This window comes from Sporosarcina highlanderae (assembly GCF_030433715.1).
Lineage (GTDB): Bacteria > Bacillota > Bacilli > Bacillales_A > Planococcaceae > Sporosarcina > Sporosarcina highlanderae.
Genome location: NZ_JAROCC010000006.1, coordinates 79,331 through 91,919, shown reverse-complemented (window position 1 = coordinate 91,919; position 12,589 = coordinate 79,331). Strand labels below are relative to the sequence as shown.

The window sequence follows — 12,589 nt, the reverse complement described above, 5'->3', positions numbered from 1 at the left end:
CTATTCTAAATCTACTTTTTGCGTATGGAAGTATATTAATAGGTCTACCTGATGTTTCGTGCCATTACAAAACCGCAAAAGAAAAGGAAGGAATTTATGAAGAAATCTATATTATGTTTATTAATAATCCTTTTAACTAATTCATCTGTTCAAGCTTTAAGTTGGGCATACCCGTTTGTTGTTTGGAAGGGGAAGGTTTATGAAGTCACGGAAGAGAAGGTAAATACTAGTTTAATTGGCAGGAAAATAGGCGAAGTCAAAACGAAGCCGCATGAAATGACTGGTAGCCACTATGGTAATGCGTCAAATTACTTCCCAATTGGAACAGAGTATTTTGAAATTAGTGGTATATCCACAAAAACTGCCATTGCTGTCCAGGCGGGTGAGGGAGAGTGGGTAAAAGCGGTATTTACTGGTAAAACGTCTTTTCATTGGATGGATTTATTTAATAATATCTTTCCGGCTCTTATTTTATTAGTAATTGTGCTGTTTTTTGTAAGGCAAAGTAGTAAGTTGAAAAGTTATCAGGGGGAATAGGGGGAAGCCATGTTAAGTTCTACATTAATTTTGGGGTGGATTGGCGTATTTTTTTTTAATAATAGCCTTTACATACAGGACTATGTCAGAAAGAAATGAATACGCTTTTCTGCATCTATTGATGGCAATCATGTATGCTATGTGGCTTCCTTTGCCATTGGCACTACTTCGTTTGATCGATTCCGATACTGTAATAATAGGGACTATTTTTGGCTTGGCTTATTTATTCATGATGGTTATCTCTATGGTCCTTCAAACTGGTCATATAGCATTTATACAAAAGTATGATCTGGATCATTCCATTCCGGAGAAACACGCGGAATATATGATGGCGACATTGACGAACCCATTTGAAAGTCTACTTGGTGTGTTTAAAAGTATGTGGGCCATTTTTTTAGGAATTACTTTCTGGCAAAGTGGAGAAATGTTGATGGCGGGTTTGATGCTCCTATTTTCATTGTTTATTTTTTATTATTTATTTATTGCGTTAGATATGAGTTTGATGAAGCGAGTAAAGTTGCTGTCAAAAGTGAAGGCAAATATATTTATTGTAAACATTGAAACCTTGGCTTTCTTCATAACTTTGATGTGTTATGTCACCTATAGGTCTTTTTCATTTTGAATTTGAAAGGAGTGAACTTATGAAGGTTAAAACATTCATATTCAGTATTTGTGTTTTTTCATTCCTATTAGTTGCGGGTTGTTCTTCAAGTGCTGACTGGAATTCATCTTTTGTTGTATGGAACGGCTATTTGTATGAGGTGAGCGATGAGTATGTAACCGAAACAAATGATGAGATTGGTCGGGTTACAAAGTATTCGGATAAGGAAGGAACATATTCAGGAAACTTTTCGAACAAGTACAAGAAAGGGACTAAGCTCTATTCGATAAAAGGTGTTCATACAGATGAAGCGATAGCGATTGAGGAAGAGGGGAAGTACAGAAAAGCAATAAGTAATGGAAGATACGGTGAAAAATGATTTAAGTTGAACAGAGGTTAAAATAAATTAAGAAGTCTTATGGTAGGAGGAGAAAATGAAATTATACTTATCGTCTTATAAGATTGGGAACGAGGCAGAAAAACTAATAGAAATGACTAAAGATGGGAACAAGAAAGTCGCGTATATCAACAATGCTTTGGACTTTGCAACCGATTTGGAACGGAAAAATAAAAGCGATGCAATGGATAAATTGGATCTTGATAGATTAGGTTTTTCGGTTGATATTCTGGATTTGAAACAGTATTTCGGTAACAAGGAAGGACTAAAAGAAAAACTTGATCGCTATGATGTTCTTTGGGTGAGGGGCGGAAATACTTTTGTTCTCGCCCAGGCTATGAAGTTAAGTGGATTTGATGAAATTGTAAAGAAGTATTACGAAGAGAAAAAAGAAATCTTATATGGGGGATATAGTGCGGGTGCTTGTATCCTTGGGCCCACATTAAAAGGCATTCACTTGGCAGACGACCCAGATCAGAAACCTTATGGCGATGAGCATCAAACTATATGGGAAGGGCTGCATCTATTAGATTATGTAATTGCCCCTCATTATAAATCCGATCATCCCGAATCCGAAGATATAGATAAGTCTATTGAATATATGGTTGAAAATAAAATACTTTTTAAAGCATTGAAAGACGGAGAAGTAATTATCGTTGAATGAGTATCAGGGGGAATATTTACATGGTAGATGATATTTCGGATGAAAGAATTGCGGAATTGAGGGAAAAGTTGGGGCTAAGTAAACCAGAACCATTGAAAAGCACGTTTTTTCAGGGGGATTTTGGTTATAGTATTAACCTTACAGAATTAATTTCGATACTCTTACTTTTATTAGTGGGAGCATTTCTGTTTGTTTATCGTAGAAGGAAGAATAAGCGAAAGAGCTATCCAGATGCATAACTATCTGAATTGTGTGTTGCACAGGTACCGAAAAAAGGGTTGCCCCTGGGCAAGAGGGACAGCCTTTTCGAAGTTATACTAACGGATTGTCCGGGTAGTCCATACGAACATCGCGGTATGTGTACTCCCCGTCTACTAAAACAAGAATCTTTCCTTCGTTGAAGTACTCGTTATAGCGGTTCGCTTCTTCTTCCGGAATACCCATTCCAATTAAAGCTCCAGCAAGACCGCCAACTCCTGCCCCTGCAGCTGCACCTGTAATACCTGCTACAATTGGGCCGGCTGCAATAATTGGGCCTACGCCGGGAATGGCGAGGGCGCCGAGACCAGCAAGTACTCCACCAAGACCGCCAAGTACTCCTCCAGTAGCAGCCCCTGTAGCTGCCCCGTCTGCTGCATGTGTTCCTGTCTGATCTTCGATGTTTTCAACGTGGTCTTTATCTTTACCTATGATTGAAATGTCATTCGAGCTATAACCCTGCCTCTTCAATTCCTCAATTGCTGCCACGGCTTCTGATTCAGTGTCATAGTAACCTACTACATGTCTTTGTACCATTTAATACGCCTCCTGAGTAAAGTTATTGTTCTTTCGATTTCTACACTTTAAATTACCCGAACCTTTCAATCTCAAACATTCTTGAATTAAATTTGATTGAAGTTAGCGATTAACGGGTATTTTTTATTATCGATTGAACAAGGAGGGGATTGTCATGGATTATTTAATGAATGGGGCAAAACTTATAGTCGGACTTATTGCTTTTATGGTGGTTATCAGGTTATTAGGAAAAAAACATTTGGCCGAGATTACACCGTACGACATTATTTATTTAATTATGTTTGGAGGCATACTTGAAGAGAGTCTTTATGATAATAAGATTACTATATGGATGTTTCTCTTTTCTCTTGCTGTATGGGCTATTTCAATCTACTTTATTGAAAAGTTGGTTACCCGTTTTAATTCTCTACGTATTCTAATTAAAGGGGAACCCGATCAGTTAATTGATGACGGTAAGGTTAATCTAAAAGCCTTTAAGAAAAATCAGTTGGAGATGGAACAGGTTCGGACAATGCTTCGACAGCAAGGCATTTTTTCACTTAGGGAGGTTCGTGACATGTATATCGAACCGGGTGGACAAATTTCCATCAATTCATTCGCGAAGTACAAGCAGGTTACTATTGGCGACCTCGAACTTGAGAAGGATGAAGAGGTGCCGAGTGTGCTTTTAATTGATGAGGGCGAAGTAAAAGATGAAGTGTTGAATGCTATCGGTAAATCTGAACAATGGTTAAGAGAAGGTATTTTGAAAGAGGGATTCGCTAAAGTCGAAGAGATTTTATACTGTGAATGGTCAAAAACTGAAGGTTTCTTCATACGAAGTTATTCGGATACTATCGATAGTAACGGCCATAAACCGAGTTGAATTATAAACAGCTCGGTTATTATATTTGTACGTGTTATACTTGAAACCAAAAAAACGATTCGTAATTCGAGGTGTTTTCATGAAACATATGATTGGGGGCTTCCAGTGGGCTGTTTTTTTACTTGCGTCCTCCATTGCAGCCCCAATAGCCATTGCACATGTGTTTGGTATGGATACTGTGGAAACTACGCTATTCATACAACGGACAATGTTTGTCCTTGGTATTGCTTGTTTAGTCCAGGCATTTGTTGGCCATCGTTTGCCGATCAATGAAGGTCCGGCTGGACTCTGGTGGGGCATTTTCGTTGTATACGCTGGTATGGTAGGCGTTCTTTATCCCTCAAGTGGGGATGCGTTGCAAGCATTACAAAGTGGCATGATTGTCAGCGGTATCTTGTTTATTCTTTTAGCTGTCACCGGTTTAATCACAAAAATGAAGACACTCTTTACACCCGCCGTTACATTTACATATCTAATGCTCCTAATTTTACAATTGAGCGGAACTTTTCTTAAGGGAATGTTGGGAGTGGAAGGTTCCGGCGACCGAATTGATGGACTCTTATTCTTCGGTAGCCTTATGGTCGTCTTAATTACTTTCATTACAATGAATCATAAAGTACCTTGGATCACAAGATATTCTGTCCTTTTATCTATTGGTATTGGTTGGATTCTTTTTTTAGTTATCGGGAAGGCAAATGATATTCAATCTGAATTTGAGGGATGGATTCAATTTCCACAAATTCTCGTTTACGGGATGCCGGTTTGGGATAGTGGGATGTTTATTACAGCTGGATTTATCACACTATTACTCACCGCCAATATGATGGCTTCCATTCGGGTGATGGAGAGTTTATTAAAGCAATCGTTTTCAATCACTTCGCCGGATCGGATGAAACAAGGTTCGATCGCTTCAGGTATCAACCATTTGTTTGCGGGTCTGTTCTCGGCAATTGGTCCGGTTCCAATCTCCGGTGCGGCCGGGTTTGTCGGTGCAACAAGGATTGCATCGATTAAACCATTCATCCTTGGAAGCATCATGGTTATTGTCATTACCATTTTTCCGGCAATCATGTTGGTGTTCGCCGCTTTGCCAGCGCCAGTTGCCTACGCAGTCACATTCGCGATCTTCTCGAAAATGGTGGAAATGGCCTTTCGTGAGTTGTCTGCGGAATCAAATCAGGGACGCGCCTATAAAGTAGCTGCCCTTGGCCTGATGATTGGTGTAGGCATCATGTTCATCCCGCAAGAAAGCATGTCCGATTTGCCGAATGCAGTTTCAGCTGTTCTATCAAACGGATTGATAACCGGGACGGTCATTTCGATTTTAGTTGAACAGTTTTATCTATGGAGAGAGCGGCGTCATTGAGGTTTGCTTGAGAGAAATATCATAACTTTGGTAGTTCTAAAGTAATGAAATGACGATAACTTTGTAAAATTGACCGATAACTTCCCAAAAGTGACCGATAACTCGTGCAGATTGACCGATAAATCTTGGGAAATGACCGATAACTCTCGGTAAGTGACCGATATAGCCGACTTTCCAAATAATCGTCATAAGAATGGGGCTGTCCCAAAATGTCATTGTTAATGACCATTTGGGACAGCCCCTGCTTTTTCATTTTGTAATTAATTTCCCGAATGTCTTACTCAATCTTACTATTTGAGCATACGCATCATCTATTGTCTCTGCATGGATGACAAAGTTATATTCATGCGGTCGCTTAGATGTTGAATATTCGTAGCGAGGGTCATAATAGTATTCAAGTAATAATTTAACCGCCAACTCAAATTGCCCCACATTCAAACTATCTTCAATTTCTTTGGCAATTGGCAAATGGATACGGCGTTTTATTAACCCGAAGGCCTCGACAAACCTCTCCTTGGAATCCCATGGATTATAATCCAATAAAATGTTTTTCACACGTTCTTCGATTGGTAAATGGATGAAAACATGTATCCCATTTTCTTTTTTATCAAATAGGAAAGAGGGGACCAATACTTTACCGATTCGCTTGCTTTCTCCTTCAATAAAGACGACGGATTCATCTTTAACTTCTTGCATTTGACGAACAAGCAATGAGTCAAACTTTTTCTGGTTATTTGGTTCAAGGCCGATTTGGCCGAATATAGATCCACGGTGTCCAGCAAGTTGTTCCAAATCAATTACTGGATACCCCTCATTTGCCAATCTTTGTAGTAGGAGCGTTTTTCCTGAACCCGTATAACCGTTCAACACGATCAGTTCAGTAGGGAAATCCTCCTTTTCCAATTCCTTCACAACCCATTGGCGGTATGTGCGGATACCGCCGCTTAGCCGATTTGCGTGGATTCCCATTAGGTCGAGTACAGTAGCTGCTGTCTTGCTGCGCATCCCCCCGCGCCAGCAAAATACGGTTATCGGCATTTCAATCGTCTTAAATTGCCTGATGAAATCGGGAAGCTTTGCCGCAAAGATTTCAAGCCCTCGTTCATTGGCCGCTTCTTTGCTAACCTGTTTATATAGGGTGCCAATTTCCGCTCGTTCCTCATCAGAAAATACAGGGATATTAATGCTGCCCGGAATAGTTGCTTCACTAAATTCGGACGGAGACCTGACATCGACGAGTGTGTGTGGACCATTTTCTTGAGATGATAAAAGGTCTATTAATGTGATATCACGAAACATTTTTCTTCACCTTCTGTATTAAACTTATTCAACAGAAATCATTTGAGGATGCTCATCTGTGACTTCTCCGATAATAGTAGCATTGACACCATTCTCCTGCATCTCTGCAACCATCTGATCGACATGTTCGGATGAAACTGAAATGAGCAATCCGCCGGAAGTTACTGCATCACATAAGATGTATTGATCGATTTGGTCAATATGAATTGAATAACGTACAGCATCTGCGACGTGTGCATGGTTATTTTTCGTACCTCCTGGTATTCTTCCTGCTTCTGCAAGTTCCCTCGTGCGAGGGAGGATGGGTACTTGATTCGCAAAAATTCTAATGCCTACAGTGCTTGCTTTTGCCATTTCAGTTGCATGTCCAAGTAGGCCGAACCCGGTAACATCTGTTGCCGCATGAACGTCATAGCTCGCCATTGCTTCTGCAGCTGTCTTGTTCAATGTAGTCATAATTGTAGTAACTTGTTTTATTTCATCATTTGAAAGCGCACCGTTTTTTAATGAAGTTGTGTAAATCCCTACACCGATCGGCTTCGTCAAAACAAGTTTGTCACCTAATTGTGCTCCTGCATTCGTACGGACCTTTTCAGGATGGACGGTTCCGGTAACCGATAGGCCGAATTTAGGCTCCTGATCGTCAATCGAATGGCCGCCGACAAGAGTAACGCCTGCTTCCTTCAGTTTATCGCCAGCTCCACGTAATATTTCAGAAAGGATGTTCTTGTCCAGTTTTGAAATGGGGAATGCAACGATGTTTAATGCAGTTATCGGCTTTCCGCCCATTGCGTAAACATCACTAATTGCATTTGTAGCTGCAATCTGACCGAAGTCGTATGGATCATCAACAATTGGAGTGAAAAAGTCCAGCGTCTGCACGATTGCAAGATTGTCTGTCAGTTTATAAACGCCTGCATCATCACTTGTATCAAGACCGACAAGAAGATTAGGATCAAGAGGAGCGGGTGGCAGTGACTCTAAAACCTGTGATAAATCAGCAGGTCCTATTTTACAGCCGCAGCCCCCTTTTGTAGTAAGAGATGTCAATTTGACAGGAATAGATGTATCCATCGGCTTTCCGCCTTTCATATATTTTGTTAAAAATAGTGTAGCACACTAATTAGAAAATCATGTGATATCAAGTTTTAAAGATTTTATATTTTGACACTTTATTCAAGAAAAATAGATAAAAGAGTGGTACATTGTTAAAGAAAATACATTTAAGGAGGTAGGGAGATGAAAGCTTTTTCAATGCTGATCAACGGACAAGAAATCGGGGGTGGCCTTCCTTCAATTAATGTCATTAATCCTGCAACAGGAAAAACAATTGCAACCATTCCAAATGGTGGTGCAGAAGAGGCGAGGATTGCGGTAGATGCTGCATCTGATGCTTTTCAGACGTGGTCATCGCTCTCTGCGTACGAAAGAAGTCAATTCTTGTTTAAATGGCATAAACTTATCAATGAAAATTTAGAGGACCTTGCTCAAACAATGACGGAAGAACAGGGGAAGCCTCTAACGGAAGCCCAAGGGGAAATCAATTATGCAAATGGTTTCATCTCCTGGTATGCGGAAGAAGCCAAGCGAATTTACGGAGAAACGATTCCCGCAAGCAATTCCAACAAGCGGATTTTCATCCATAAACAACCTGTGGGTGTTACGGCAGTCATAACACCTTGGAACTTCCCAGCTGCGATGATTACGAGAAAAGTTGGACCTGCACTTGCCGCGGGTTGCACAGTTGTTATCAAACCAGCCGAACAAACACCATTGACCGCTATAAAATTAGCCCAATTGGCGAAAGAAGCTGGCATACCTGAAGGCGTCATTAATGTTGTGACGGGTGATGCGAAGACAATTGGCGATACTTGGCTTCAGGATACCCGCGTCAGAAAGTTAACATTTACCGGTTCAACGGAAGTGGGTAAGCTATTGATGCGAGGCGCAGCTGATACGGTGAAGAAAATTTCTTTGGAATTAGGTGGACACGCACCTGCTATTGTTATGGATGATTGTGATATTGATAAGGCGGTAGAAGGTGTCGTTGCAGCGAAATTTAGAAATGCAGGGCAGACATGTGTGTGTGCGAATAGGATTTACGTGCATGAATCCATTGCCGACGTTTTTTCTGAGCGATTGGTTGAGCGAGTAAAAGGATTGAAAGTAGGGAATGGGTTAGATGAAAACGTGACAATTGGTCCATTAATTGATGAAAAAGCAATTGAGAAAGTGCAGCGTCATGTTGATGATGCCGTTAAAAAGGGTGCAAAGCTTCTTGTCGGAGGGAAACCTCAAACCGGACTCTTTTACGAACCGACCGTTTTGGTGGATGTCAAGGACGATATGATCTGCATGCAGGAGGAAACATTTGGTCCCGTTACGCCAATTACAACTTTTAAGACAGAGGAAGAAGTTTTAAAACGAGCAAATGATTCGATTTACGGATTGGCCGCGTATGTATTCACGGAGAACCTATCCCGTGGAATTAGAATGAGCGAGAAATTGGAATATGGCATCGTCGGTTTGAATGACGGTCTACCATCTACCCCGCAAGCCCCGTTCGGCGGTTTCAAGCAGAGTGGACTTGGCAGGGAAGGCGGGCATTATGGGTTGGATGAGTATATTGAAGTTAAGTATATATCGGTAGGTTTAGAAAAGTGATATTTCGGGACCGTAGGCAATCGCAGTGACGTTTGCCTACGGTCCCTTTTTTAGTAGAGTCTTAACATATTTGGCATATTTACGAAGAAATATTTTTAATTAATATATGAATTTTAATCAAAAAACTATTTATCTATCTATTGTGAAATGGTAGACTTGAAACGACAACATAGAAACAGGAGGAAAGAGATTGATTTTCAGAAAAACTGCTATGGTCCTTTTGACCATTGTTCTGTCGTTTGCAGCTGTGTTCACGGTAATTCCTGAAGATTCCATGGTACAAGCTTCAAGTCGTAACTATCAGTCTATGGAAAAAAGTTTGAATGCTATTATGAATGATTCGTCCATGAAATCCGTAAATAGCAGCATTACAGTACGGAAAGCTTCTACAGGTGAAATCATTTATCAATCTAATGGGATGAATAAAGTTACACCTGCCTCAACATTGAAGCTGCTCACTTCTGCAGCTGCACTTGAAACGTTGGGGGAGGGATATCGCTTTCGTACAGATTTATTGACCGATGGTTCCATCTCAAAAGGTGTTCTAAAAGGTAATATTTATTTACGTGGACAAGGTGATCCAACCCTGTTGAAAAGCGATTTGGATCAATTTGCTGCCAACTTAGCGAAAATGGGCGTTAAGCAGATTACTGGAAATCTTATTGGTGATGATACGTGGTTTGACTCAGTTAAATTATCGCCAGGCATTGATAAAAATGATGAGACCTATTACTATGCCGCGCAAATAGCAGGTTTGACTCTCTCTCCGAATACTGATTATGATGCAGGAACTGTCATTGTGAATGCGCAGCCTGCGAAAAATGGCTATAAAGCAAAAGTGACATTAACGCCCGACAATTCAATTGTAACAGTTGTCAATAAATCAAAAACGGTCCCGAAAGGCTATAAAAACACCCTGTCCATCAAGCGTCAACAAGGGACTAACAACATTGTCATTACAGGTAATGTTCCTGTTGGAAGCGCGGGAAGCAAGCAGTGGGTGACTGTCTCGAATCCGACAGCGTATACACTCGACGTTTTTAAGAAGTCCCTCGCATCCAAAGGGATCAAATTTACCTCTTCTTCAAAAACGATTCGAGGACAAGTACCATTAAACGCTAAAGTCATTGCATCTAAGCAATCAATGCCATTAAAAAACCTCATGAAGCCATTTATGAAGTTAAGTAATAATACACATGCTGAAATCTTGGCGAAAACGATGGGGAGACAAGTTTACGGCGAAGGTAGCTGGGATACGGGATTACGTGTTATGCGTGAGTATGCACAATTGAGTGGTCTGAATGATTCTGAATGGTTGTTCGAAGATGCTTCAGGAATTTCTCATAATAATAAAGTCTCATCAGAACAATTGTCTGAATTACTTTTTCTTGTACGTTTCGCCCCATGGTATGGAAGCTTTGTTCAAGGCCTACCGATATCCGGCATGTCTGATAGAATGGTTGGGGGTACCTTGAAAAATAGATTAACAGGTGCTTCCATAAAAGGGAAAGTCACTGCAAAAACAGGTAGTTTGAATAACGTGAATTCGTTGGCAGGTTATGTTCAAAATAAACATGGGGAAACTCTTATTTTTACCGTATTGATACAAGGTCAAAGTAAGACTGCAATTCCAATCATTGATAGGATTGCCACAATCCTTGTGAATTCATAAAACGATAGAATCTCGCGTAAGGTATAATTCCACCTTCTGCGAGATTCTCTTTTCTTGTATTTATATTAAAAGTTCAAATAATGTACTATCCTTATTCACTTCCGTAAAATGGAAACCACTTTTCTCCATACGCTGCAAGAGACCGGCATGATCTTCTTTTCTCTTCAATTCAATCCCGACAAGGCCTGGACCATTTTCCTTATTATGTTTCTTCGTATACTCAAATGTTGTAATATCATCATCTGGACCCAATACATTATCAAGAAATTGCCTCAATGCGCCCGCCCGTTGCGGGAAATTAATGATGAAATAATGGAGTAGGCCTTCATACAAAAGCGATTTTTCCTTTATTTCCTGCATGCGACCAATATCATTATTCCCTCCACTAATGACACAAACGACAGATTTCCCTTTGATTTGATCTTTATAGAAATCGAGTGCTGCGATTGGGAGTGCTCCTGCAGGCTCAGCGATAATTGCATGTTCGTTATAAAGGGTTAAAATGGCGGTACATACCTTGCCTTCAGGAATACTTACAATCTCATCAACATATTTTCTGCATATTTCAAAGTTGTGACTACCGACACATTGAACAGCCGCTCCATCTACAAACTTGTCAATATGGTTTAATGTCGTGACCTCGCCGTTTTCAATGGAAGCCTTCATACTTGCAGCACCCTCAGGCTCTACTCCAATCATCTTTGTTGCAGGGGAAAGGTTCTTTATATATGTGCTGATTCCTGACATAAGGCCGCCGCCACCGATACTTGCAAAGATAAAATCGATTGGTTCCTCGATGTCATTCATCACTTCGAGAGCTACAGTACCTTGACCAGCGATGATATCCAAATCGTCAAATGGATGGATGAAGATACGGCTTTCAACTTCCGCGCAATTTTTCGCATGGACTGATGAATCATCGAATGTATCTCCAACAAGAATGATTTCAACAAAGTTTCTTCCGAACATTTCTACTTGGTTAACTTTCTGTTTGGGCGTAGTTTGCGGCATAAAGATTTTCCCGCTAATGCCTAATTGGGCACATGCATAGGCTACGCCTTGGGCATGGTTCCCAGCACTTGCACAAACAATTCCTTTTTCCCTGGCCCCATTTTCAATTCGTTTGATTTTATAAAAGGCACCACGTAATTTGAAAGAACGGACATGTTGTAAATCCTCGCGTTTTATATAGACATGGCAATCATATTTCTCGGAAAGTCGTTCGTTTCTTTGCAGGGGTGTATGGACAACGACATCTTTGAGGAATTGGTTAGCAATCAAGATATCCTCCACCTGTACAGATTTAGAGTCACTATAAGCTGCCTTGGTCATAAACTTTTTCCTCCTAATTTCGATCTGTAAATTTAGTTATAATTAAGAGAATAACATAAAATAGTTCGTAATTGGTAATTAATTTTAATGAATCCCAAAATAATTTCTATTCAGTAAATATGTAAGCGTTTTCTTCAGCCTGCTTGGTGACTGAGGAAGCAGGTACTCGTTTAGGACTCATTACAGTAGGGAATTTATAATATAAATGAAAGTAAACTGAAGGGAGATGAAATCATGCAAAAATGGGATAGCAGGCCAGAGAAACCTGATCGTATGCAATGGACAGCATTGGGAGGAGCATTCCTTATCATCCTTTTTGTCATCTTCATAAATCTTATGTAGCTGAATAGAAGCTTCTTTCCTTGGAGGAGAGAAGCTTCTATTGTTAATTTCACCC

The 12,589-nt window shown here is 40.3% G+C and carries 14 protein-coding genes; 9 read left to right on the top strand and 5 right to left on the bottom strand.

The features are described from left to right. Nucleotides 1-96: 96 nt before the first annotated feature. From P5G49_RS09240 to P5G49_RS09220, 5 genes are all read left to right on the top strand, one after another. Nucleotides 97-537: a hypothetical protein gene (locus tag P5G49_RS09240; RefSeq protein ID WP_301243293.1), complete on the top strand. Its 441-nt coding sequence runs from the start codon at nt 97-99 to the stop codon at nt 535-537. A gap of 82 nt (nt 538-619) precedes the next feature. After that, nucleotides 620-1,159, top strand: coding sequence for a hypothetical protein (locus P5G49_RS09235; protein WP_301243291.1), 540 nt, complete (start codon nt 620-622; stop codon nt 1,157-1,159). Nucleotides 1,160-1,178: 19 nt separating this feature from the next. Continuing rightward, nucleotides 1,179-1,517 (top strand): hypothetical protein, encoded by a 339-nt coding sequence (locus tag P5G49_RS09230; protein ID WP_301243289.1) that lies wholly within the window; start codon nt 1,179-1,181, stop codon nt 1,515-1,517. Between the two features lie 55 nt (nt 1,518-1,572). Beyond that, entirely contained in the window at nt 1,573-2,199 is a 627-nt protein-coding gene (locus P5G49_RS09225; protein WP_301243287.1) for a Type 1 glutamine amidotransferase-like domain-containing protein, read from the top strand. A gap of 20 nt (nt 2,200-2,219) precedes the next feature. Further along, nucleotides 2,220-2,438, top strand: a complete 219-nt coding sequence (locus P5G49_RS09220) for an LPXTG cell wall anchor domain-containing protein (RefSeq protein WP_301243286.1) — start codon at nt 2,220-2,222, stop codon at nt 2,436-2,438. A 73-nt stretch (nt 2,439-2,511) separates the two neighbouring features. On the opposite strand, the gene P5G49_RS09215 is transcribed toward P5G49_RS09220, so the two are convergent. Further along, on the bottom strand, nt 2,512-2,994 hold the full coding sequence (locus tag P5G49_RS09215) for a general stress protein (RefSeq protein ID WP_301243285.1): 483 nt from the start codon (nt 2,992-2,994) through the stop codon (nt 2,512-2,514). 154 nt (nt 2,995-3,148) lie between these two features. On the opposite strand from P5G49_RS09215, the gene P5G49_RS09210 reads away from it, so the two are divergent. Both P5G49_RS09210 and P5G49_RS09205 read left to right on the top strand, forming a co-directional pair. After that, nucleotides 3,149-3,859 carry a DUF421 domain-containing protein gene (locus P5G49_RS09210; RefSeq protein ID WP_301243283.1) on the top strand — a complete coding sequence of 237 codons (711 nt, stop codon included), beginning with the start codon at nt 3,149-3,151 and terminating at the stop codon, nt 3,857-3,859. A 79-nt stretch (nt 3,860-3,938) separates the two neighbouring features. Then, nucleotides 3,939-5,225: a purine/pyrimidine permease gene (locus P5G49_RS09205; RefSeq protein ID WP_301243282.1), complete on the top strand. Its 1,287-nt coding sequence runs from the start codon at nt 3,939-3,941 to the stop codon at nt 5,223-5,225. Between the two features lie 36 nt (nt 5,226-5,261). On the opposite strand, the gene P5G49_RS09200 is transcribed toward P5G49_RS09205, so the two are convergent. The 3 genes from P5G49_RS09200 to selD are packed head-to-tail and all read right to left on the bottom strand — an operon-like array spanning nt 5,262 to nt 7,598. Further along, nucleotides 5,262-5,414, bottom strand: a complete 153-nt coding sequence (locus P5G49_RS09200) for a hypothetical protein (protein ID WP_301243281.1) — start codon at nt 5,412-5,414, stop codon at nt 5,262-5,264. Between the two features lie 60 nt (nt 5,415-5,474). Next, a complete protein-coding gene (gene mnmH / locus P5G49_RS09195; protein ID WP_301243280.1) occupies nt 5,475-6,524 on the bottom strand; it encodes a tRNA 2-selenouridine(34) synthase MnmH in 1,050 nt (349 codons plus the stop codon). A gap of 24 nt (nt 6,525-6,548) precedes the next feature. After that, nucleotides 6,549-7,598 (bottom strand): selenide, water dikinase SelD, encoded by a 1,050-nt coding sequence (gene selD, locus P5G49_RS09190; protein WP_301243279.1) that lies wholly within the window; start codon nt 7,596-7,598, stop codon nt 6,549-6,551. A gap of 165 nt (nt 7,599-7,763) precedes the next feature. On the opposite strand from selD, the gene P5G49_RS09185 reads away from it, so the two are divergent. Further along, entirely contained in the window at nt 7,764-9,188 is a 1,425-nt protein-coding gene (locus P5G49_RS09185) for an NAD-dependent succinate-semialdehyde dehydrogenase (protein ID WP_301243277.1), read from the top strand. Nucleotides 9,189-9,378: 190 nt separating this feature from the next. Next, complete coding sequence (gene dacB, locus P5G49_RS09180; protein WP_301243275.1) at nt 9,379-10,860, top strand: D-alanyl-D-alanine carboxypeptidase/D-alanyl-D-alanine endopeptidase; 1,482 nt, start codon at nt 9,379-9,381, stop codon at nt 10,858-10,860. Between the two features lie 60 nt (nt 10,861-10,920). Here the strand turns inward: dacB and ilvA are convergent, their stop codons facing one another. Next, nucleotides 10,921-12,192: a threonine ammonia-lyase IlvA gene (gene ilvA / locus P5G49_RS09175; RefSeq protein WP_301243273.1), complete on the bottom strand. Its 1,272-nt coding sequence runs from the start codon at nt 12,190-12,192 to the stop codon at nt 10,921-10,923. Nucleotides 12,193-12,589: the final 397 nt, after the last annotated feature.